Annotated in this window: 17 protein-coding genes and 6 pseudogenes; 8 read left to right on the forward strand and 15 right to left on the reverse strand. The window is 68.9% G+C overall.

Annotation, left to right across the window (positions count from 1 at the left end; all coding sequences use genetic code 11):
* Positions 1-207 precede the first annotated feature (207 nt).
* The 3 genes from ACWCRJ_RS35370 to ACWCRJ_RS35380 all read right to left on the reverse strand — a co-directional run bounded on the left by ACWCRJ_RS35370 (position 208) and on the right by ACWCRJ_RS35380 (position 3286).
* Entirely contained in the window at positions 208-1083 is an 876-nt protein-coding gene (locus ACWCRJ_RS35370) for a CPBP family intramembrane glutamic endopeptidase (protein ID WP_450943115.1), read from the reverse strand.
* A gap of 176 nt (positions 1084-1259) precedes the next feature.
* A complete protein-coding gene (locus ACWCRJ_RS35375) occupies positions 1260-1919 on the reverse strand; it encodes a response regulator (RefSeq protein ID WP_450943116.1) in 660 nt (219 codons plus the stop codon).
* A gap of 65 nt (positions 1920-1984) precedes the next feature.
* Positions 1985-3286: a sensor histidine kinase gene (locus tag ACWCRJ_RS35380; protein WP_450943117.1), complete on the reverse strand. Its 1302-nt coding sequence runs from the start codon at positions 3284-3286 to the stop codon at positions 1985-1987.
* 190 nt (positions 3287-3476) lie between these two features.
* Between ACWCRJ_RS35380 and ACWCRJ_RS35385 the strand changes: the two genes are divergently transcribed.
* The 3 genes from ACWCRJ_RS35385 to ACWCRJ_RS35395 are packed head-to-tail and all read left to right on the forward strand — an operon-like array spanning position 3477 to position 7042.
* On the forward strand, positions 3477-3722 hold the full coding sequence (locus ACWCRJ_RS35385) for a hypothetical protein (protein ID WP_450943118.1): 246 nt from the start codon (positions 3477-3479) through the stop codon (positions 3720-3722).
* Entirely contained in the window at positions 3719-4480 is a 762-nt protein-coding gene (locus ACWCRJ_RS35390) for an ABC transporter ATP-binding protein (protein WP_450943119.1), read from the forward strand. Before ACWCRJ_RS35385 ends, ACWCRJ_RS35390 begins: the two co-directional genes overlap by 4 nt.
* 3 nt (positions 4481-4483) lie before the next feature.
* Positions 4484-7042 carry an FtsX-like permease family protein gene (locus ACWCRJ_RS35395; protein WP_450943120.1) on the forward strand — a complete coding sequence of 853 codons (2559 nt, stop codon included), beginning with the start codon at positions 4484-4486 and terminating at the stop codon, positions 7040-7042.
* A gap of 635 nt (positions 7043-7677) precedes the next feature.
* Here ACWCRJ_RS35395 and ACWCRJ_RS35400 read toward each other — a convergent pair.
* Both ACWCRJ_RS35400 and ACWCRJ_RS35405 read right to left on the reverse strand, forming a co-directional pair.
* Positions 7678-8343, reverse strand: a complete 666-nt coding sequence (locus tag ACWCRJ_RS35400) for a GNAT family N-acetyltransferase (protein WP_450943121.1) — start codon at positions 8341-8343, stop codon at positions 7678-7680.
* A 333-nt stretch (positions 8344-8676) separates the two neighbouring features.
* Positions 8677-8762: pseudogene (locus ACWCRJ_RS35405) on the reverse strand (IS5/IS1182 family transposase); the annotation flags it as partial.
* 194 nt (positions 8763-8956) lie between these two features.
* On the opposite strand from ACWCRJ_RS35405, the gene ACWCRJ_RS35410 reads away from it, so the two are divergent.
* Positions 8957-9784 carry an alpha/beta fold hydrolase gene (locus ACWCRJ_RS35410; RefSeq protein WP_450943122.1) on the forward strand — a complete coding sequence of 276 codons (828 nt, stop codon included), beginning with the start codon at positions 8957-8959 and terminating at the stop codon, positions 9782-9784.
* 63 nt (positions 9785-9847) lie between these two features.
* Here the strand turns inward: ACWCRJ_RS35410 and ACWCRJ_RS35415 are convergent, their stop codons facing one another.
* The 7 genes and pseudogenes from ACWCRJ_RS35415 to ACWCRJ_RS35445 all read right to left on the reverse strand — a co-directional run bounded on the left by ACWCRJ_RS35415 (position 9848) and on the right by ACWCRJ_RS35445 (position 15430).
* The gene (locus ACWCRJ_RS35415) at positions 9848-10324 is read right to left on the reverse strand and encodes a hypothetical protein (RefSeq protein ID WP_450943123.1); all 477 of its coding nucleotides are present in this window, start codon (positions 10322-10324) and stop codon (positions 9848-9850) included.
* A 220-nt stretch (positions 10325-10544) separates the two neighbouring features.
* A complete protein-coding gene (locus tag ACWCRJ_RS35420; protein ID WP_450943124.1) occupies positions 10545-10856 on the reverse strand; it encodes an SCO5918 family protein in 312 nt (103 codons plus the stop codon).
* Positions 10857-10908: 52 nt separating this feature from the next.
* Complete coding sequence (locus tag ACWCRJ_RS35425) at positions 10909-11316, reverse strand: CBS domain-containing protein (RefSeq protein WP_450943125.1); 408 nt, start codon at positions 11314-11316, stop codon at positions 10909-10911.
* 52 nt (positions 11317-11368) lie between these two features.
* Positions 11369-12880: a DEAD/DEAH box helicase gene (locus tag ACWCRJ_RS35430; protein ID WP_450943126.1), complete on the reverse strand. Its 1512-nt coding sequence runs from the start codon at positions 12878-12880 to the stop codon at positions 11369-11371.
* Positions 12881-13205: 325 nt separating this feature from the next.
* Positions 13206-13409, reverse strand: coding sequence for a cold-shock protein (locus ACWCRJ_RS35435; RefSeq protein ID WP_450943127.1), 204 nt, complete (start codon positions 13407-13409; stop codon positions 13206-13208).
* Between the two features lie 802 nt (positions 13410-14211).
* A pseudogene (locus ACWCRJ_RS35440) lies at positions 14212-14546 on the reverse strand (MerR family transcriptional regulator).
* 206 nt (positions 14547-14752) lie between these two features.
* Positions 14753-15430 (reverse strand): hypothetical protein, encoded by a 678-nt coding sequence (locus ACWCRJ_RS35445; RefSeq protein WP_450943128.1) that lies wholly within the window; start codon positions 15428-15430, stop codon positions 14753-14755.
* Between the two features lie 135 nt (positions 15431-15565).
* On the opposite strand from ACWCRJ_RS35445, the pseudogene ACWCRJ_RS35450 reads away from it, so the two are divergent.
* A pseudogene (locus tag ACWCRJ_RS35450) lies at positions 15566-15871 on the forward strand (transposase family protein); the annotation flags it as partial.
* Here ACWCRJ_RS35450 and ACWCRJ_RS35455 read toward each other — a convergent pair.
* Together ACWCRJ_RS35455 and ACWCRJ_RS35460 are read right to left on the reverse strand one after the other, a co-directional pair.
* Positions 15870-16058, reverse strand: a pseudogene (locus tag ACWCRJ_RS35455) (IS701 family transposase); the annotation flags it as partial. The pseudogenes ACWCRJ_RS35450 and ACWCRJ_RS35455 overlap by 2 nt on opposite strands.
* 167 nt (positions 16059-16225) lie before the next feature.
* A pseudogene (locus ACWCRJ_RS35460) lies at positions 16226-17026 on the reverse strand (IS5 family transposase).
* 146 nt (positions 17027-17172) lie between these two features.
* Between ACWCRJ_RS35460 and ACWCRJ_RS35465 the strand changes: the two are divergent.
* Positions 17173-18252: a ferritin-like domain-containing protein gene (locus tag ACWCRJ_RS35465; protein WP_450943129.1), complete on the forward strand. Its 1080-nt coding sequence runs from the start codon at positions 17173-17175 to the stop codon at positions 18250-18252.
* Positions 18253-18525: 273 nt separating this feature from the next.
* On the opposite strand, the gene ACWCRJ_RS35470 is transcribed toward ACWCRJ_RS35465, so the two are convergent.
* On the reverse strand, positions 18526-19107 hold the full coding sequence (locus ACWCRJ_RS35470; RefSeq protein ID WP_450943130.1) for a hypothetical protein: 582 nt from the start codon (positions 19105-19107) through the stop codon (positions 18526-18528).
* Between the two features lie 481 nt (positions 19108-19588).
* Here ACWCRJ_RS35470 and ACWCRJ_RS35475 point away from each other — a divergent pair.
* Together ACWCRJ_RS35475 and ACWCRJ_RS35480 are read left to right on the forward strand one after the other, a co-directional pair.
* Positions 19589-19702 (forward strand): annotated as a pseudogene (locus tag ACWCRJ_RS35475) (IS5/IS1182 family transposase); the annotation flags it as partial.
* Positions 19703-19818: 116 nt separating this feature from the next.
* Positions 19819-20654, forward strand: a protein-coding gene (locus ACWCRJ_RS35480) for an IS5 family transposase (protein ID WP_450943133.1) whose coding sequence is annotated in 2 segments (ribosomal slippage) — positions 19819-19912 and positions 19912-20654 — 837 coding nt in all. Because the reading frame shifts where the segments join, the coding sequence is not laid out codon by codon here.
* Positions 20655-20890: the final 236 nt, after the last annotated feature.

Here is a 20890-nt window from a genome sequence, read left to right on the forward strand (position 1 = left end):
GCTGGGCGAGGTGCCGCGCACGCCAGACCCCCCGGGCACAGGGGCAGGTACCCACGCCCCGCAGGCGGAGATAGTTGTCCGATCACGCACGATCACTCGGACTCGCCTCGCTTCGGCGCGGGCGTCGGCGCGCCAAGGAGGAGTCAGCGATGACCCTTAACCGCCGCCGCAAGATCGACTGGGGATGTCGGGCGGCGTGGTGTCGGGTCAGCGCAGGCCCAGCCGTCCCCGGGTCGCCAGCAGGATCACCGCCGCCGCCAGCGTCGACGCGATCAGGAAGGCGTAGGTCGTGGTCTCGATCTCCGCCGACGGGAACATGTCCGACCACGCGACGGAGAAGAAGTTGTTCACGCTGGTGTGCAGCAGCATGACCAGCGGCATGCTCTCGCGGGAGCGGTTGAACACCCAGGTCATCACGAAGCTGAACGCGAGCGTCGTGCCCATGAAGGCGAGGGGGCGGGAGGGATCGACGTCCGGGCCGCCGCCCCACTCGGTGAGGAACAGCGGCAGGTGCCAGGAGCCCCACAGCACACCCACGACCAGGGTGGCGACCAGCGAACCGAAGCGGCGCTGCATGTGCGGCATCGCGTACTCGCGCCACCCCGGCTCCTCGGCCAGGCCCGTGGTGATCATCTGCAAGACCAGGCCGGGAACGTACGCGGCGAGCACGGCGGCCGACGGCATCACCGGGTTCTGGGCGGTCAGCGCGGCGCTGGTGAGCGTCAGCGCGGCCGGTACCGAGAGCGCCACGACCAGGAACCAGCGCCGGCTCACCCTCAGCTTCGTCATCCGGCCCCGCCACGCCCGCAGTCCAGCGCGCCCCTCGGTGATGGTGGTGACCAGCAGCGCCGAACCGATCGGGCCGAGGTAGGCACCGGGCAGGACGCCGAGCAGCTGACTGCCGAGCGCGCCGCCCGGGAAGGTCCAATGCCACAGGCCGACACCGTTCTCGGAGAGGATGTACGGCGTCCAGGCCAGCCAGCTCAGCCCCAGGGCCAGCGCGAAGAACCAGGTGAGCGGCCGGCGACGGATGGCCGCGTGGTGTGGTGCCGAGGCCTGCTGGGGGTGGTTGGTGAGCGTCACCGGGGTGTCCCTTCCCGGGAGGCCGAGCGGCGGCTCGGCAGCGGCTGAGCGGCCTTCGAGCGCCGCCCTTTGCGATGCCGCAAGCACACCAGCGCCGAGCTCTCCGATCATTGCCGCGCACACCCCAACCCCGGGTACAGCAGGCTGTACCCATCCCATCCCGTCCCGTCCCCGTACTACCCCCGTCGCCGCGCGTCCTGCAGGTAGTGCAGGACCGCCGCCACCCGGCGGTCCACCTGGTCGGCCGGGGACAGGTCGAGTTTGGCGAAGATGCTGCGGATGTGCTTGTGGACCGCGCCGTCCGTGACCACGAGGCGCTCCGCGATCGCGCTGTTGCCGAAACCTTCGGCCATCAGGGCGAGGACGTCCCGTTCGCGGGGGCTGAGCCGTTCCAGGCGGGTGTCCTGGTGGGAGCGGGTGAACAGCTGGGCGACGACTTCGGGGTCGATGGCGGTACCGCCTGACGCCACCCGGTGCAGCGCGTCGAGGAACTCCTCGACCCGGCCGACGCGTTCTTTGAGCAGGTAGCCGAGTCCGTCCACCCCGCCGGTGAGCAGGTCGGTGGCGAAGCTCTGCTCGACGTAGGCGGACAGGACGAGCACAGCGAGGTCGGGGCGGCGGCGCCGGGCCTGAACGGCCGCGCGGATGCCCTCGTCGGTGTGCGTGGGCGGCATCCGTACGTCGAGGATCGCGACGTCGGGCTTGTGCTCCTCGATGGCGTCCAGGGCCTCTTCGGCCGTCCCGGTCTTCGCCACCACGTCGAGACCCTCGGCACCCAGCAGCAGGGCGAGCCCCTCGCGCAGCAACGGGTCGTCCTCGGCCATCACTATGCGCATGTCGGTAATCAACTCATCTGTTGTACAGGGCGGTTCGGTGGACCGGCGCGCGGTTTTCCGGTGCGTCACGTGCCACAGGGCAGGTCCACATCTAGTACCGTCGGCCCGCCCGCCGGGCTGGTCACGCGGAGCGTACCGTCATGGGCCGCCACTCTGCGGCGGATGCCGGTCAGCCCGGAACCGCCCTCCTCGTCGGCGCCGCCCCGCCCGTCGTCCTCGATCCGCAGATGCAGCCGCCCGCCCCGCGCCCGCACGGTGACCGCCGCACCACTCGCCCCGCTGTGCTTGGCGATGTTCGTCAGCGCCTCCGCGACCACGAAGTACGCCGTGGCCTCCACGGATGCCGCGCACCGCTGCGGTGCCTCCACATCCGTCCGGCACGGCACCGCGCACTCGGCCGCCAGGCCCGACAGCGCCCCCGCCAGCCCCCGGTCGGACAGCACCGGCGGGAGGATCGAGCGGGAGACCGCGCGCAGTTCGGCCAGAGCCTGCTCGGCGGCGCTCTGGGCGCGTTCGAGGAGTTCGTCGGCGCGCTCCGGATCCCGGGCGGCCATCCGCCGGGCGGCGCCGAGCAGGACCGTCACCGTGACGATCCGGTTCTGCGTCCCGTCGTGCAACGACCGCTCGATGCGGCGGAGTTCACTGGCGTGGGCGTCGAGCGCGGCGGCCCGGGTCGCGGTCAGTTCGGCCACCCGCAGGGACAGGTCGGTGTCCGGGCCGGCCGCCAGCAGCTTCCGTGCGGGGTGGGCCTGGAGGCGGGCCATACCGGGTGTCAGACCCAGGATGACGGCGATCCAGCCGACGCCGACCAGGCTCACCGCCAGCGCCTGTGTCCAGGTGTGCGCCACGCCGAAGCCGAAGGACGTGCTGCTGGTGTCCGGCGGCATGAACGGCCACACCAGAGGGTAGAGGGTGTCCCGGAACGCGGCCAGCGGCAGCCACACCCCGAGCAGCCCCAGCAGGAACCCGAGGCTGCCGTGGCGCAGTGCCCAGCGCAGCTCGCGCCGGGTGGTGGGGTCGACGAGAGCGGCCCGTGGCGCGGCCGACGACGGAGTGGGGGCGACGATCTCGGGCCCCCAGCGGGCCAGCCGCTCCCGTTCCCGGTCGGCCAGGGCGTGCAGGGCCCGGACTACGGCCGGCACCAGCAGCAGGCCCACCCCGGCCGGCGCGGTCACCGCGGCGACGGCCGCCAGCACCAGCACGCCCAGCGCCATCGCCGCCGTCCCGAGCCCGCCGACGAGCTGCCCGAGCGCGGCACCGGAGATCCGCAGTGCCTGGACGACGATCTCCCGCGGACGCTCGGCGGTGGGGCCGGCGTCAGCGGTGTCCGCGGGGTCCGAGGTGCCGGTGGGGTCGGTCGTCGTCATGCTCACTCCGCTCCTGATGTGTGCCAACGACCTTAGGGGCAGGCCCGCTTCGCCATGAGGTACAGCAGGCTGTACCACCGATCCGGCGGCTGGTGGGATCGGCCGAGGGGGGTCGCGGTCCGTAGCGTCGCAGACATCAGCCGGGACGCCGGCCGAGACATCAGCCCCGTCCCCGCCGAAGGAGCCCGCGATGGCGACCACCGACCCCTACCGACTGAGCGTCCACGACGCGCACCACGATGCCCCCGCCCCGGCCGTCACCCGGGGCGAGGTCACCCGCGTCCTGCTGTGGCTGGTCCTGGTGATCAGCGCGGTCGCCAACATGGTCGCCTCCTACGCCGCCGTCGGTGTCGCCGTGAACCTCGCCAGCGGCGCGGTCACCGCCCTCGCGGCCACCGCCCTTCTCGTCCGCCGTCTGAAGGGCGGCCGCCGGTGAACCTCGCGACGAGTGCCGTACGGGCCACCGCGCCCGCCCCCGCCCCCGCCATCGCGCTGGAGCGCCTCACCAAGACCTACCCGGGCGATGTGAAGGCCCTCGACGAGGTGTCTCTGACGGTCCGGCCCGGCACCTTCCTGGCCGTGATGGGCCCCTCGGGTTCCGGCAAGAGCACTCTGATGCACTGCGCGGCCGGGCTGGACTCGCCGACCTCGGGCAGTGTCCGCATCGACGGCCACGAGATCGCCGGTCTGAGCGAGACCCGCCGTACCGAACTGCGGCGCGAGCGCGTCGGGTTCGTGTTCCAGGCCTACAACCTGATCCCGTCCCTCACCATCGAGGACAACATCACGCTGCCGCTGCGGCTCGCCGGCCGAGCCCCCGACCGGGAGTGGATCGCGGCGCTGGTGGAGCGCGTCGGCCTTGCCGGCCGGCTCGGCCGACGCCCCGCCGAACTCTCCGGCGGACAGCAGCAACGCGTTGCTGTGGTGCGGGCGTTGGCGGCCCGTCCGGCCGTCGTGTTCGCCGACGAGCCGACCGGAGCGCTCGATCTGCGCAGCGCGCACGAGGTGCTGGAGCTGCTGCGCGCCCTGGTCGACGAACTGGGCCAGACGGTGGTGATGGTGACCCACGACCCGGCCGCCGCGGCCCGCGCCCACCAGGCGTTGGTGATGGCCGACGGCCGGGTCGTCGAGGCCCTCGACCACCCCACCGCGCCGCAACTGGCCGAGCGGCTCGTCGCGTTGGGAGAGCGCTGACCCATGTCCGAGCACTTCCGCACCCCTTCCAACCTCCCTCTCTTCCCGATCGCCCTGCGTATGGCCGCACACCGGATCTCCGCGCTGCTCGCCGTGGTGTGCGCGGTACTCGGCGGGGCCGCCCTGATCACCGGCACCGGTGTGCTGGCCGAGTCCGGGCTGCGCTCACAGCTGCCGCCGGGCCGCCTCGGCGGCGCGGACATCGTCGTCGCGGCCGACCAGGAGTACCACCCGGACGGCGACATGCCGCTCGCCCTGCCCGAGCGCGCCCGCATCCCGTCGTCGCTGACCGACCGGCTCTCAAGCCTGCCCGGGGTGACGGCCGTGGTCGGCGACCTCGGCTTCCCGGCCGCGCTGGTCGACGCAGGGGGAGCCGTCGTAGCGACCGCCGACGACCCCGCGGCGGCCGGACACGGCTGGTCCTCCACCCAACTGCTGGACCGCCCGCGCGTCACCGGCCGCGCGCCGGCCGGCGCGGACGAGATCGCCGTCCCCGCCGCGACCGGTCTGCGCACCGGCGACCGGGTCCAGGTCGTGGCGGGCGGCCGCCCCGCTGTGCCCTATCGCGTCGCCGCCGTGGTCGACGCACCGGACGCCGGCGTGTACTTCGCCGACGCCACGGCCCTACGCCTCGCCGGCCGCGACGGCGCGCACCGCTACGACCTGATCGGCCTGCGCACCGTGCCCGGAACCGGCGAGCGGGTCGCCGACGCGGTGCGCGACCGGCTGGCCGGTACCGGGCTGACCGTCCGCACCGGTGCGGACATCGGCGAGAGTGTGGCGCCGGGCGTCGGCACGGCCCGCTCGCTGCTGATCCTGCTCGCCGGTTCGCTCGGCGGGATCGTGCTGCTGATCACCGGGTTCGTCACGGCGGGCGCGCTGGGTGTGTCGATCGCCGGGCAGCGCCGCGACCTGGCGCTGATGCGGGCGGTCGGGGCGACCCCGCGGCAGATCCGCCGGCTGGCCGCCGCGCAGTCCTCCGTGGTGGCGGCCGTGGCCCTGGCCCCCGGAGTGGCCCTCGGCTACCTCCTGGCGGGCCGCTTCCATGACATGCTCGCCGACCGAGGCGTCCTGCCCCCCGAACTTCCGCTGACGGTCGGTCCGTTGCCCGCCGCCACCACCGTCCTCCTGCTCGCGCTGACCGTGCAGGTCTCCGCCCGGGGCGCGGCCTGGCGCACCTCCCGCATGCCTGCGACGGAGGCCGTCGCGGAGTCCCGCAGCGAACCGCGCAAGCCCTCCAAGGGCCGTACCCTCACCGGGGCTCTGCTGATCGCCGCCGCGTGCGCGCTGTCCGTCACCCCGCTGCTGACCCGCACGGTGATCGGCGCGTCGGCCACCTCCATCGCCGGGATCGTCGCCGCGATCGGCCTGGCTCTGTGCGGCCCGGCCCTGGTCCGCACGGTCGGGGCGGCCGCCGTACGCCGGCTGCGGCCCACGGCGCCCGCGCCGACCTGGCTCGCCCTCGCCAACGTACGGGCGTACGCACTGCGGGTCGCCGCCGTGGTCAGCCCGCTGGCGATGGCCGTCGTGTTCGTCCTGACCTACGCCCTCGCGCAGACCACCGTCCTCGCGGCGACCGCGCAGGACACCCGCACCGGCACGCTCGCCCAGTACCGGCTGAGCGCACCGGCCCTCGGCGGCCTGCCGGCCAGCACGCGGGACGCCGTACGCAAGCTGCCCGGAGTGCGGTCCGCGGCGCCCGTCGGCTCGACGACCGTCGTCTGGCCGTACGAGATGTTCGGCGAACCGGATGTGGAGTCGGTACCGGCGCTGATCGCCACACCGGACGCGGGCGGGGTCCTCGACCTCGGGGTGCGCGAGGGTGATCTGGCCGGTCTGAGAGGCGCCACGGTCGCCGTGAGCAGCGAGGTCGCCGGTTCGCGGGACGCCGGACTCGGCCGGCGGATCCGGCTGGTCCTCGGCGACGGCACACGGACAGAGGCGCGGGTGGCGGCCGTGTACGACCGGGGCCTCGGCTTCGGCTCACTGATCGTCTCCGGGGACCTCATGGCCGGTCACACCACTTCCGGCCTCACCCAGAGCCTCCTCGTCCGCACCGACGGCACGGCGACGGCGACACGCGCACTGGCCGATCTGACGGCGTCACGCCCGGGCCTGGCCCTGGAGAACACGTCCGAAACGGCCTCCGGCGGCAAGCGGGACACCCCGCCCGAGGTGTGGATCAACCTCGCGACGATCGTCGTACTCCTCGGCTACCTCCTCCTCAGCATCGCCAACAAGCTGGTCGCGGCCACGGCCCAGCGCCGGACCGAGATCGCCGCCCTGAGGCTGGTCGGCACGACGCCGCGGCAGATCCGGGCGATGATGCGACGCGAGGCGGCCGTGATCGCCGCGGCGGCACTCGTCTCCGGCCTGCTCCTCTCCGCCCTCCCCCTCGCCCTCCTCGGCCAGGGCTTCCTCGACCGGCCCTGGCCGGCAGGCCCGGCCTGGTTGCTCCCCGCCGTCGCGGCGACGATCGTGACGACGGCCTTCCTCACGATCGAACTCCCCACCCGCCAGGCCCTGCGCGCTGCCCCTGCGGACGCGATCCGGGCGACGTGAGGACCCACCCGGCATCGCCACCACCGATGAATTCCGCGGCGGACAGGACGATGCCGGGTGGAGCGCATGCGGTGCGTCAGGACGACCGGCAGGCACGCTGGAGGCAGGAGCCCGGACCGCACCGCGGCCGGGAGGCCGGCCGGCCCCTGAGCGCACCCGATGCCGTGCACCTCATGCCGTGGTGCACGACGACGGTGTCAGGCGTCCGCTTCACGAGGTCAGGCGTCCGCTTCACGAGGTCAGGGAGATACGCGGCGGGCGTGCAGCGGGTGGATGCAAAAGGCACCTTCACTGCGCCCTGAACCCTCGACCGCCGTCTGTGCGGTGTGGTCGTCACCGGCCACACCGACCACCGTCTGGTTCTCGACCAGACCGTGACCGCCCGCGTCCGCCAGGTGCTCAAGGCCGAGGTGAGGGGGGTGGAGATGACCAAGGAGATCCGGGGCCGGGAGGCCGACGCCCGCGCTGCTCGCCGAGCACCTCGCGCCACCGCGGTCGCCGTGCCCCAGAACCGGCTGGGCATCCGGGATCGCTCCATCGTGTTGACCTGGTTCGCCATCGCCGGGGCGCGAGCACGGGGTCGCCGTCCGGCTGACTCGCTCCTCTGCCGCTCCACTCCTGCCTCAAGTCCTGCATCAAGGCATCGCGCACGCGGATGCGGCGTCGTCGTGCCGGTACCAGACGGTGTCCAGCTCACGGCCGTCCGGCAGAGTGTGGCGGTCAGGACCGGGGGCCGGGGCGAAGCCGGCGCGTTCCAGCGCGCGACGGCACGCGAGGTTCGCCGTCGCCGCGCCCGCCCGTACCGTCGCCAGACCGGCGTGGGCATGGGCGAACCCCGCGCCCGCCAGGAACAGTTCGGCGCCGAGGCCCTGACCTCGATCGTCGGGGGCGAGAATGCCGCCGATCTCACCCCTGTCGTGGTGGAGTTCGAGGTACGCGGCGTAGCGCCCTGTGTCACGGCGTATACCGACCATGAACTCGGGCATCTCGGGGCTGGGTTCGAAGGGCTCGGCCAGCTCGGGGTTGGACCGGATGAACCAACGGGGGGTGGCTCCGGGGCCCATGCGCAGCAGAGCCCGTCTGGTGTCGGCGTCCCGTACGACCTGGTCCATCTGGTTGCCCTGCCAGCGCTGGGCAGCGGGGTCCGCGCCCGCGGCGATGGCCGCCAACGCGTCGAGCTTGGTCATCGGGGTGTAGAACAGCAGGTGTCGGGTGGCGAGGGCGTGCCGGCCGGGCGTGCACGCGTCGGGGACCGGCAGGCCCGAGGCCGCCCGGCGACCTCGTAGGAGCGACCGAATCATGAAACCCCCGTTGTACTCGTCCTGATGCGTCCGGCCGCACGTACCGGGTGTGCGCGGCTCACCGTACCGGCAGGGAAGAGCGGCATAGCTCCGTCCCCGACCGACGACGGGGTACGGCGCCCAGGGCTCGTGGCGCTCCCGGGCTCAGCGGGGGATCGCGTGGGCGGCGGTCATCGGCGCCACCACCGCGAGGGCGCGGCGGCGAAAGGGGCGGGTGTGGCGGTGCCACGCCGCCACGGGTCTGCTGCGGAGGGCAGGAGATTGCGCCTCGCGCGGACACGCGGGTTCTGTCCCAGGGGGATGGCCGTTTGGTGCTGTGCAGTGTGCAGTGGTTTCGGTACAGCGTCGTAGCCTGCCGAGCTGTTCATCCACGAGTGCGTTCGTTCCACGACCCACCGCTTGCCGGCCTGAATCGGGGCAGATCGCGGGGGTCGTGACTCCAGACCCGGAAGATCGTTCACCTCGCGTGATTCACCCCGGCACGCCACTCAAGACGCCTCACCCGGCCGAGACTGCTTCGCCACCGGGCGAGGCGCTCGTGCGGACACATCGTTGGCAAGGCTTCTCCTGCGAATCACGTACGGTCCGCGCCTCCGCGCCGTGCTTCCCGCCCGTGCTGCTCATCGGTGGGGCGTTCCAGCGCAAGGAATCGTGGGGACGCTGCGAGGACGTGTTCCTCAAGAGCATGGACGTGTTCACCGTCGACCCGCCCGGCTGGGGAGCCGCCGACCCGCTGCCCGAGACCTATGGCGTCGACTTCCTTGCCGACGCCGTCTGTCACATGCTCGACGAGTGCGGCGCCCGGCTGGTCAATGTGCTGGCCGGCTCCTACGGAAGCGCCATCGCCTACGAGATCGCCCGGCGTCACCCCGACCGGGTCGGGCGCATGGTCCTGGTCGGCACGATGACGGCCATCCCCGACCACGCGCAGGCGTCGATGCGACGCACTCTGAAGTACCTGGCCGCCGGACACATGGAGACGTACGCGCACGCCACGGTCGACCTCCTCATGACTCCAGAGCGCCTCGCGGACATCCCCAACGGCACCCGCGTCCGAACACTGCTGCTGCGCCGCATCGCCAACCTCTCCGAGGCGGAGGCGCACCAGATGTACACCAACACCCTGCGCCTGCTCACCCACCAGGCCCTCGACACCAGCCAGCCGCCTCGTGCCCCGGTCCTGACCGTGACCGGCGAACACGACTCGTTCACCACTCCGGAGCTGTGCCGCCAGATGGCAGCGGCGTGTGCCGACAGCTGGTACGCCGAGATCCGCGACGCCGACCACATGCTCATCCTGGAGCGGACCGCGGAGACCGCGGACTTGATCACCCGTTTCCTCGCTGGCAGGCCGCTCGACGGCCTGCCCTACTGCCGCAGCGTCGAGCGAGTGTCACCGACCCTCACCCCGTCGGCCACCGAGCCCATCCACATGGTCTGACTGTGCGTGGCTGCACGGCTGGTCCTGGCAGGAGACGTCAACGGTCAGGCGCGCTTGGATGTGTTACCAGTCGGTCAGGTCCACGAGGAGATCGCAGTGCGGGTCGTCGAGAGACGGGCACTGGTGCTGCTTTTCTCTGATGAGGCTCGGCAGAGAGGCGATCAGCGCGGTGGGCGTACCCGTGAGGCGGGTGTCAACACCGATGATGCCGGGGAGATCAGGACGCTGCACGTACAGGCGCAACAGACTGTGGCCCAGGAGCAGAAACCCGATCAGGAAGGGGGTCTCCTCGTCATCGGGGTTCGACAGGGCGCGCAGGACGGTGAGTGCCTGGCCGTGTTCGGGTTCTGGGTCCGGGGTGAGTTCCGCGGGACGGAGGCGGATGACGGTCATCCCCATGGCTTCGCTGATGTCGCTGCTGCTGTAGAGCTGGGTGCCGGCCAGGACGGTGCGAAGGATGCCGGGGATGTAGTAGGGCGCGACGGTGTCGCTGGGGATCTCGTACAGGAAGGTCGAGCCGTCCTCGTCGTCTCCGGGCATGGACCGCGATCCGGACAGCGCCTGGGGCGGGCAGGGCCCCGAGCAGACGGCAGTCCTCAGCGATGGGCGCGTTGAGGTAGTACAGCAGCAGGCGGCTGACGGCCGCCTGCTGTTCCCGGTCTTCGGAATCGATCACTGATTTCGACAAACTTGAAAAACTCGACCTGCGCGGGGTGGCCGCCAGTTCAGATTGCGACGGCGGCTCACGCCTGCCCGTCGGTCAGACTGCCGAGGGGGCCCCGAGCATGGCGGAGGCCTTTTGCAACGGGCTGAGAATGCGCTCGGGTGCGGCAGGTCGTGAGAGGTCGCGGCAGGTGAAGCCGAGCTGGGACATGGCCCGCAGGACCTCGTCGGCGCTGAAGTCGCGGCGGTCCTGGCGGGTGACGACCTGCCCGACCTGCTTGACGGGGTAGGTGCGACGACCGATGGTCACGGACGCCCCGATGACTTCTTCGGGCTTGACGCCCTTCATCGATTCCAGGACGCCGCTCTTGGTGAGGTCGAAGGGGAAGCGGGCGATGACACAGCGCATTTTGCCTCACAGGGAGAAGGACGAGGGGATGGTTCTGCCGCGGTCGAGGCGGTCAGCGGGCCAGGGCGAGGATGCCCAGGGCGTTGCCGTGTTCGTCGACCACGGGCAGGGCATCGAGGCTGCGGTAGCGCATCGCGTGCTCGGCTTCGGCCATCGTGGTCACGGGGGAGGCGAACGGCCCCGGGTCGACGAGGACGTCCCGCAGCTGGACCCGGTCCGTGTACACGGAGGTGTCGCGGACCGAGGCCAGCTGGGCCCGGGTGACGAGTCCGGTGCACACGCCGTCGTCGTCGCAGACGAGCAGGTGCCCGGTGCGGGCGCTCGCCATGACGGACAGTGCTACCTCGACGGTCATGTCGTCGCAGACCTGCGGTCCGGCGGTTTCCATGGCGTCGGCCACCGTCCTGAGCACGAGGGCGGGGGCGCCCGTCGAACGAAGCTGCATCTGAACCATCGTCAAAACGTGCCTCCTGCAGAGCTGGGCCGGTTTCCTGAACCTGAACACGAAGTTGTCACGCCGCCGGGTCGAACGAGGACTGCCGGGTCCTGCGCCGGGCGGCCGAGGCTGTGCTGCGTCGGCCGCGTGAGGAAGACGTGCTGCGCTGACGCCGCTCGGCGACCGGCGCGGTGATCGTCACCGGGATGCCGGAGGGTGTCCGGGCGCCGGTGATCCGGCCGAGTGCCTCCTCGCCGGAGCGGACCTGAGTGGTCTGGGGCGTGATGCCGGCGGCGATCATGAGGCGGGTCATGTCGCGGCGCTGGTTGGGGGTGACCAGGGTGACGACGCTGCCGGACTCGCCGGCGCGCGCGGTGCGGCCACCGCGGTGCAGGTAGTCCTTGTGGTCGGTCGGCGGGTCGACGTTGACGACGAGGTCGAGGTTGTCGACGTGGATGCCTCGGGCTGCGACGTTCGTGGCCACGAGCACGGTGACGTGCCCGGTCTTGAACTGGGTCAGGGTGCGGGTGCGCTGCGGCTGTGACTTGCCGCCGTGCAGGGCGGCAGCCCGCACCCCGCTGTTCAGCAGGTCCTGCGTCAACCGGTCGACGGCGTGCTTGGTGTCCAGGAACATGATCACCCGGCCTTCGCGTGCCGCGATCTGCGTCGTCGTCCAGTGCTTGTCCGCGCCGTGGACGTGCAGCACGTGGTGCTCCATCGTGCTGACCGCACCCGCGGACGGGTCGACGGAGTGGACGACCGGGTCGACGAGATAGCGGCGGACCAGGAGGTCGACGTTACGGTCGAGGGTGGCGGAGAACAGCATCCGCTGGCCCTCGGGGCGGACCTGGTCCAGGAGCGCGGTGACCTGGGGCATGAAGCCCATGTCGGCCATCTGGTCCGCCTCGTCCAGGACGGTGATCGCGACCTGGTTCAGTCGGCACTCCCCCCGGTCGATGAGGTCCTTGAGACGGCCCGGCGTCGCGACGACGACCTCGGCTCCACCGCGCAGCGCATGCGCCTGCCTGCCGATCGACATTCCTCCCACGACCGTGGCGAGACGCAGCTGCACCGAGCGGGCGTAAGGGGTGAGCGCGTCGGTCACCTGCTGGGCCAGCTCACGCGTGGGCACGAGGACCAGGGCCAGCGGCTGGCGGGGCTCGGCGCGCTGTCCGGCCGTGCGGGCCAGCAAGGCCAGGCCGAAAGCGAGGGTCTTGCCGGAGCCGGTGCGCCCGCGTCCCAGGACGTCGCGGCCCGCGAGGGTGTTGGGCAGGGTCGCGCCCTGGATCGGGAACGGGACCCTCACGCCTTGCGCGGTCAGCGCCGCCAGCAGCTGCTTGGGCATGTCGAGGTCGGCGAAGGTTTCGACCGCGGGGAGCGCGGGAGTGATCGTCTCCGGCAGGGCGAACTCGCCCTGGACCACTGCCGGCCGCCGGCCGTAGCCGCCCGAACGGCTCGGACCCCCTGAACGGCTCGGGGCGGACGATCCGAAACGGCCGCCCCGCCTCGAACCGGCGCCGGCGCCGAAAGCGGTGCCGTCGCCACGGCTGCGGCGGGAAGAGCGGACATTCGTACGTGCGGAGTTCATCGAGAACCCTTCCTTGATACGGCACGTATCAAGGAATTCCCGCAGCAGAAGCAGCGCGGGGAATCACAAGCACGGACCGAATAGAATGCGAAAAAGAATGAGGAGTGCGGTGGATCTGGGGCGTATTGCATCGACGGAATTTCTGGCACCATACGGACGTGAAATCCCGGATACTTACCGGTCGCACCTTGGACCAGGCGCGCGTCCCTGGACGAGGGACCGCGGACGCTTCTCGCCCCGCAGGTCGCACCACTGCGGCACATGTCCGTAGCTGGGGCCCGCACCCCGAGGGATGCGGGCCCCAGCTACGAAGTGCGCGCCGGCGTCAGGCGATCACGATGTTCTCGGCCGTCGGGCCCTTCTGGCCCGCCGCGATGTCGAAAGTGACCGTCTGGCCTTCGAGCAGCTCGCGGAAGCCCTGGGCGGCAATGTTCGAGAAGTGGGCGAACACGTCGGGCCCTCCACCGTCCTGCTCGATGAAGCCGAATCCCTTGGCCGCGTTGAACCACTTCACAGTGCCTGACGCCATGTCTTGTCTCCTCGTGGGCAGTACGCCGGGACCCGCGATGCACGGATACCGGGTCGCCGCGATGATGCCCCGTCCGGAACAACCGGCCATACGAAAAAGCCGCCAGCGGCGGAAAATGCCGACGAAGATTTTGGGAACCACAACTGCAACTGAGATCGACAGTAGCATGAGATGGCGGGCCGGGTGCAGTAAGCGGCTCCGTCCTGCCGGTAGCAGCAAAAACGCTTTCCGCGCCATGCACAAAACCCTCACGTCACGGATATAGATATTGACCGTCCCGAAGCGCAGCGTTGCAGGAACAGCGGTACGCTTGAGCGCTCAAAAGAGCGCGTATTCCGGAGGAGACTTCCTGCCCGGCGTCCACCCCGGTGGTCCGTGCGCTGGCCCTCGCCGCACATCCGGGCAACTGGTGAGGCGAGCGGGCGAGCCGGCAGGCGCGCAGTGAACCTGGGGCACCGTTCTCATCTGCTACCCGCCAACATCAAGGCCGAGACGCTGCAGGCCCTGACGGGTGGCCGGAACCGCCTTGACCCGACAGATCCTCTCGGCTGTCGGTGAGCTGACCCGGCCCCAACGCGTCGCGGCCGGTCGCGGCCGAGGAGCTGATCGGTCAAGCGCTCGTCGAGTCCGACCATCTCCCTGACCCCAAAACATAGATCATCGGAATGGTGGCTCCGCGATCTCGAACGCACCGCCTCACACGTCCTGCACGCATACCGCAGGTCGGACGACCGCACCATGACAGCTGACGCATGCGCTGCACGGCGTGAGCTCTGCCATCTGGGGCAAGGCCCCCACTGTCTCAGGCTGCGGGTGGTTCGGACGCTTCGGCGGCGCGCCGGTGTTCGGCGTTGATGCGCTGGGCCTCTTCGAGTTGGTCTTCGAGGATGATGATGCGACAGGCTGCCTCGATGGGGGTGCCCTGGTCGACGAGTTCGCAGGCGCGGGCGGCGATGCGCAGCTGGTAGCGGGAGTAGCGGCGGTGTCCGCCTGCGGAGCGCAGCGGGCTGATGAGGCGGGCTTCGCCGACGGCGCGCAGGAAGCTCTGGGTGGTGCCGAGCATCTCCGCGGCCCGGCCCATGGTGTAGGCGGGACAGTCGTCGTCATCAAACGGCCAAAGGAATCGTCTGCTGTCATCGCACCTCTCTGTGGACGCGCGGAGGGGCCCTGGTGCCATCTTGCACCAGGGCCCCGAAAGAACTGCTACACCATCTGCCGGCCCCAGTGATGCACCGGCCTTCTGTTTCCGCGAGCCCGGCCTGCATCTGCTCTGGCTCAGTACTCCAGCCGTAGATCGTTACGGTCGTGGCGTCGGTCGGCCGAGTCCCATTGTCGAGCCCGTCCTATCCGTGTGGGGCAGTCCATCCGAGCCATGGCCTCAGGCCCCGTTGCGCGACCCGCAGTACCTCATCCGGGTGCCGCTCGTCAGCTCGTTCGATCACAACGAGACCCCAGTCCTTTCGACGGACTGCGCCAAGTGTCACTGCACGCTCATGCCGCAGGTACGTCACCGCCGAAGCGACGTCGGCCACTGGAGGACTTACGTCGTAGCTGGCGAGTTTCCCGACGTACCAGTCCAGCCACTGCTCGCCTTCCCGCGTCGCAGCTCGGGACAACGCGAACTCGGCGTTCCCGTCGAGAAAGACCATGACCGGCCGAACCCGTGCGAGAGCCTCGGTGAGGTCGGTCATGAAGGCGTCGATCGTCTCTTCGCCGTGCCCCATGGCCAGCAGCGTCGGCACGAACGGCATCAGCGCGTCCGCGATCACCACGTCATCGCCGCTCGCCACAACCGCATCGACGAACCTCGCCGCCGCCGCGATCAGTGTCCCCGGCTCGACCGTGCCTGTCGCCTTGAACTCCGCAGCCACCGGCGCGAACTGCGGTCGGGTCAAGATCTCCTCCTCGCGGAAGCGGTCCACCCGCAGTTCCGTATCAGCCAGCCACCGAGACAGCCCGGCGCACAGCGTCGACTTGCCCACTCCGGGAGATGCTCCCCACACCGTGATCAGAACTGTCATGGTTGCCGAGCCTAGGATCGGCAACCATGACAGCCAACTCCACGGCGTCCCCGGCCGCCCGTGCGGGTCTGTCAAACGTTCGGCTCTGTCACGTAATCGGTGGTAGCGAAGGGTGACGGTCGTCGTTGCCATGGTGTGCGCGATGTCAATGAGCTTGTGGGTGTGGTGTTTTCGGGCTTGTCGGCCCTCGTCGTCGAGGGCGTTACGGACGAGGGTGAGGCCATCCGGGTGTCGGCGCGGACCCGGCTGTGCGGGCAGCCGACGGGGCGGGTGCATGGCTTCCACAGTCGGGTGGTCGCGGACGTGCCGGTGGACGGACGGCGGGTGGTGGCGTCGGTGCGCATCCGGCGCCTGGTCTGCCCGGTACTCGGCTGCCCGCGGCAGACGTTCCGCGAGCAGGTCCCCGGCGTCGTGGAGCGCTACCAGCGTCGCACCAACCGCGGACCGCGTCGGCGTCCCACTTCGCCCTGGACAGCAGATGCTGCAAGCCGTCCGGTGTCGCGTCCCCGGCATGCTCGGCGAGCGTCCAGCAGTTCTTGCGCGGTAGGTCCGACAACAGGCCAAGGACGAACTCCCGTGCCCGGCGCTGCGGTTCCACCCGCCAGAACCGTCCAGCGATACGGCCCATCAGGGCCTCGAACATGTTCTGCCAACGGGCAGGATCTATGCTGTGACCTGCGGCCACCGACTGATCTTCCGTCTTCACACACTGATGATCAACGGTGGCCGCACTCGCCCCCAGACCGGCTCGGACCCGCAAGATCACGATCTACGGCTGGAGTATTGGACCGTGTCCTACGTGGTGAGGCGGACAGGCCGTTTGTAGCAGCAGAGGGCGGCGGCGAGGCCGAGAAAGGCCAGGTAGTTGCGGGGATTGCGTTCGTAGCGTGGGATGAGTCGGCGGTAGCCGGACAGCCACGACATGGTGCGTCGATCACCCAGCGGTGGCGGCCCAATCGTTCGCTGGACTCGATTCCTCTGCGTGCGATCCTCACGCCCATGCGTTTGGCGCGTAACCATTTCCGCAGGTCGGCGCGGTCTTAGGCTTGGTCCGCGTGGAGGCGCTGGGGTTTGAAGTGGCGGCCGCGGTGGGGGTCGTGTCTCGTTTGGTGACCCTCGATCATGGGCTTCAGCCCTTCGCTGTCGTGGGTGTTGCCGGCCGAGACGCCGACGAGGAGGGGCAAGTCCGTTCGCGTCCGACAGGGCGTGCATCTTCGGACCCGGCTTGCCCCGGTCCACGGGGCTCGGACCTGTGTGTCCACCCCTTTTTAGCCCTGACGTGGACGACGCGGGTGACGTCGATGAGGCCGGCGTCGTCGAGCCGGTGCAGCACCGCCTCGTGCAGGCGGCCCCAGACACCGGCTCTCGACCAGATCAGAAACCTACGGTGAGCCGTCGACTTCGATATCCCGAAACAGGGCGGCAGTTGGCGCCAGACGCAACCGCTGACCAGCACGTAGATGATCGCCGCGAACAGCGTCTCATCAGGCGTGTCCCGTGTTCCACCGCCCTGCGGCCGCACCCTCGACGGAGGGATCAGCGGCTTCGCGATCTCTCTCCCCCCGGAACAATCCAACTCCACGTACCCCGCCCCATGACCCGGACCAACGCGACAGCCTCACCACGTAGGACACGGTCTAAACCGAATGGGTGACTCTGGGAGCGCGCTTGTGCGCACTGACGTTGGAAAAGCGCTTCACTTCAAGCTGGCCCAGAACCCTCACACGCCGAAAGGAATAGCCGTGGCCTCAGCTCTCGACTATGAAAGCAACAAGATCGTCGAACTAATGGAGGTGCCTGCAGAGGGCCACGATGAACAATGGCTGAAAGACGCGCTACAGCAGGCCATCATGCTGGAACTGGCCACACTTCCGCCCTATTTGTGCGGTCTCTGGTCCATCGAGGATACAGATAGCGCCGCCGATGTTGCCGCCACGATCGAAGCAATCGTCTTCGATGAGATGTCCCACATGGGCTTGGCGTGCAACATGCTCACCACCATTGGGGGCGTACCGCGTATCGCTGACGAGAACCTGGTGCCGAAGTATCCGGGTGCGCTGCCCGGCGGCGTGCGGCCCGACTTGACGGTATCCCTCACCGGCTTGACCAAGCAGTCGCTCGACATGTACTCCCAGATCGAGAGGCCTGACGACCCGGTCGTCGATAACAGGGAAATCCATACGTCCATCGGAGCCTTCTACACGGCCGTCCTGGAGGCCTTCCGGAACCACCAGCACCTGATCTCGGGTACCCGACAGGTCATCAGGATCATGTCGTCGTTCGGGAAAGGAAACGATGTCGTCGCGCTGAAGACGTTTGGCGACGTCGAGTCCGCTATCAAGATCATCAAGGGGCAGGGTGAAGGTACGGCTGCTTCCCCGGAGAACCCGTTCCCCGGGCCGCCCGGGGAACTGGCTCACTTCTATTCCTTCCGGGAGATCTTCCACGGTCGCAAGTTGATCGCCGTGTCGGAAGACCCGAAGGCGTACGACTTCCGGGGTCCCGAGATTCCCATGCCACAGTCCCTCCTCCCCATGGGGACGGTACCCAAGGGCGGCTGGGCGCAGGGCGGTGTGCCGGTCCCCAGCGAGGTGAGGAAGCGCCTTGACACCTGCAACCAGCACTACAGCTCGCTGCTCGAGTTCCTCGAGCAGGCGTGGAAGGCAGAGCAGCAGAGTGTGGCAACCCAGCTGTTGAAGAAATCCGTCGGGCAGATGCGCCAATTGCGGGAGCCGGCACAGGAGCTGATGCGAATCCCGCTGCCCGACGGCAGCGGAAAGAACTACGGTCCGGAGTTCCTGTACATCAAGGCAACGACATGAACGAAGGCTGCACACCACGGCTCGGCTGGCGTGTTCCGGCCCTTGTCTGAGCCGAATCGCCGTCATGCCGCTCTACGGCGGTCAGATCCGCCCTGCACTTGACGGAAAGAGATGCCGGTGGTGACGGTAAGGGCCATGGATGCGCCCATCGCACCGTGACGGGTCATGAAAGTCGTCACGGTGCAATGGGTGAAGGCTTCTTTCCCCGTGGACAGACAGGACTTGTGCAAGATGAAGCCCTCTCCCTCCAGAGGACGCGCAGCATCATTCAGTTCAGCATCGGAAAATGACGCCTCGCACCTCGTGCTGCACGCCCTGGCAGACGTCGAACCAACCGACGTTATAACGGTCGATCCCGAAATAGGTTTGATGCTCCCTGTGCCAGCCGCATCCGAGAACGAAGACAGGGAGATCCGTCGCCCAGACGACCCCACCCGCACTGTTCTTGAAATAGATCTTGTTTGACATGCCGTAGGGCTCCCCGGAGACTCCCCGCCCGGTACGCCAGCCGTGGGACGTGGCAAAGTAGTCGAGGGCGATGTGGATGAACGGTCTGCCCGTGAGCGGATCGTCCACCTTGGTAGCCGCGATCGTCAGGTTCTCGAGTGTGGCGACGGGCTCGCCGGCGGCTGTGGAAATCTTGCCCGTGAACGCCCAGGTCTTTGAGACCGCCCTTACGACGGCTTCGGGCTTCGTGCCACTGATGCCGAAGAGTTTGGCTACCTCAAGGTCGAGGTTCAGTTCCGTGGTGATCGGACCTGTTGCACCGTCCGCCGGCACGAACTCATAGTTGCACAGGTCCAGCGGCTGCTTCGCATCGTACGCCTTGACCCGCTGTTGCTCTTGAGTGGTCATGATTCTCCTTGCTCGCGGCGCTCTGACAGCACGTGGTACAACCACGGCGTAGAGCGGTGCGTGTAATTGTTGCGTTCTCGGACTGGAGCCCACAAGGAACGCACCTGAGGACGTCAACGGTCTGCAGGGCGCTTGCTGAGCGCGGCCGCTGACCAGTCACCATTTACCGGCCAGTTCCGGTCATGAGAGCGGGCCTATTCCCCTATTGCGACGCCATCACCCAGGGGGGCTGACGCCCATCCCGTGGGTAGTCAGCTTCAGCCTTTTTTCAAGTATGGACACGACCTGGCTGACCTTGCGAGTCGGGCGCCACAACCCCCCTGGCTTCCGCCGGTAGTTGAAACAGGACAAAAATGAAGGGGCAATTACCGACCTTCAAAAAACGTGGTGTCGTAGCGGGCTGACGGCAGCCCCGTGATCCCTGCGACGGTCGGTGCAGCGCTGCCGCAAGGGCCACATGTGGGCCTTGAAGAAGGGGCCTCGCTCGCGCCCCGGACGACGACGGCACAAGCCCGCCAAGCTTTATGCCGACAAAGGCTACGACTATGCCCATCTGCGGCGATGGTTACGTGAACAGGGGGTCACACACCGGATCGTGTCAGGCCACTGACCGGGTGCCGCTTCGACGGAAAACGGAGAAAGACCTTAGACCGTGTCCTACATGGTCAGTTGGCAGTTGTGCTGGGCATGGGGAGTGGACGGTGGGGATAGATCGTTCCGGACGGCTTGTGGGAGTTGGCAAGGCCGTTGCTGTCGGCGGCGCGAGTTCGTCCGCAGGGTGGCGGGGTCGGGAGCATTGATGATGGGCCGTGTTTGCCGCGATCATCTGCGTGCTGGTCAGCGGCTGCGCCTTGCGGGCGTTGCCGCCGTGCTTCGGAGCGTCGAAGTCGACCGCGCACCGCCGCTTCGCCATCTGGTCGCGTGCTGGAGTTTGGGTCCGACTGCATCAGAAGGTTCTCCAACTCCTGGACGAGCAGGACATGGTCGACCTGTCACGTGCGGTCCTCGATTCCGCCCAGGTGAGGGCTAAAAAAAGGGGGCGAACTTGCAGGTCCGAGCCCGTGGACCGAGGTAGGCCAGGTTCCAAGATGCATGTCCTGTCCGACGCGAACGGACTGCCCTTACGGGTCGGGCTCTCCGCGGCCAACACCCACGACAGTCTCGCGCTGAAGCCGATGCTGTCCCATTTCCACATGGGACACGAATCCCACGCGGCCGACTCCAAGCCCGTGCGTCTTCATGCAGACAAGGCGTACGACATCCCCTACCTGCGGCGATGGCTGTGGGGCAAAGGCATTGGCGTCCGTATCGCCCGCAAGGGCATCGACTCCAGCGAGCGGCTCGGCCGTCGCAGGTGGGTCATCGAGCGCACCATGTCCTGGCTGACGGGCTACCGCCGTCTCAACCACGGCTACGAGCGAAAGCCAGGCAACTACCTGGCCTTTCTCGGACTGGCATCCGCTCTCTGCTGCTACAAGCGGTTTCTCAAACTGACCATGTTGGACACGGTCTTAGAGGTCGTTTCTTATGGCGTGATCGCTCGCTGAACGGTGTCGGACGGATTCCTGTGAGGTTCCGTCAGTGGTGGTGCTGGCGAGCAGGGATGCCCGGGGGCTCGGCATCCTGAACCCGATTCCGGTCACCAGCGCACGCACCCCGTTGCGTGCAGGTCCCCTGCCCGAAACTGGTGCTAGTGCCGCATCAGGCAACGTTCGCCCTGGGCGGTCTGCGACGATGGCGCCATGGACGAGGAAGTCATTCCCATTCTTCGCGTTGTGGACGC

The sequence above is a fragment of the Streptomyces sp. NPDC002324 genome (assembly GCF_053593335.1).

Coding starts and splice junctions, on each gene's coding strand:
- ACWCRJ_RS35375 (WP_450943116.1), bottom strand. CDS start 1,919: ATGCGCATAGTGATGGCCGAGGACGACCCGTTGCTGCGCGAGGGGCTC.
- ACWCRJ_RS35380 (WP_450943117.1), bottom strand. CDS start 3,286: ATGACGACGACCGACCCCACCGGCACCTCGGACCCCGCGGACACCGCT.
- ACWCRJ_RS35385 (WP_450943118.1), top strand. CDS start 3,477: ATGGCGACCACCGACCCCTACCGACTGAGCGTCCACGACGCGCACCAC.
- ACWCRJ_RS35395 (WP_450943120.1), top strand. CDS start 4,484: ATGTCCGAGCACTTCCGCACCCCTTCCAACCTCCCTCTCTTCCCGATC.
- ACWCRJ_RS35400 (WP_450943121.1), bottom strand. CDS start 8,343: ATGATTCGGTCGCTCCTACGAGGTCGCCGGGCGGCCTCGGGCCTGCCG.
- ACWCRJ_RS35415 (WP_450943123.1), bottom strand. CDS start 10,324: ATGCCCGGAGACGACGAGGACGGCTCGACCTTCCTGTACGAGATCCCC.
- ACWCRJ_RS35420 (WP_450943124.1), bottom strand. CDS start 10,856: ATGCGCTGTGTCATCGCCCGCTTCCCCTTCGACCTCACCAAGAGCGGC.
- ACWCRJ_RS35430 (WP_450943126.1), bottom strand. CDS start 12,880: ATGAACTCCGCACGTACGAATGTCCGCTCTTCCCGCCGCAGCCGTGGC.
- ACWCRJ_RS35435 (WP_450943127.1), bottom strand. CDS start 13,409: ATGGCGTCAGGCACTGTGAAGTGGTTCAACGCGGCCAAGGGATTCGGC.
- ACWCRJ_RS35445 (WP_450943128.1), bottom strand. CDS start 15,430: ATGACAGTTCTGATCACGGTGTGGGGAGCATCTCCCGGAGTGGGCAAG.
- ACWCRJ_RS35470 (WP_450943130.1), bottom strand. CDS start 19,107: ATGACCACTCAAGAGCAACAGCGGGTCAAGGCGTACGATGCGAAGCAG.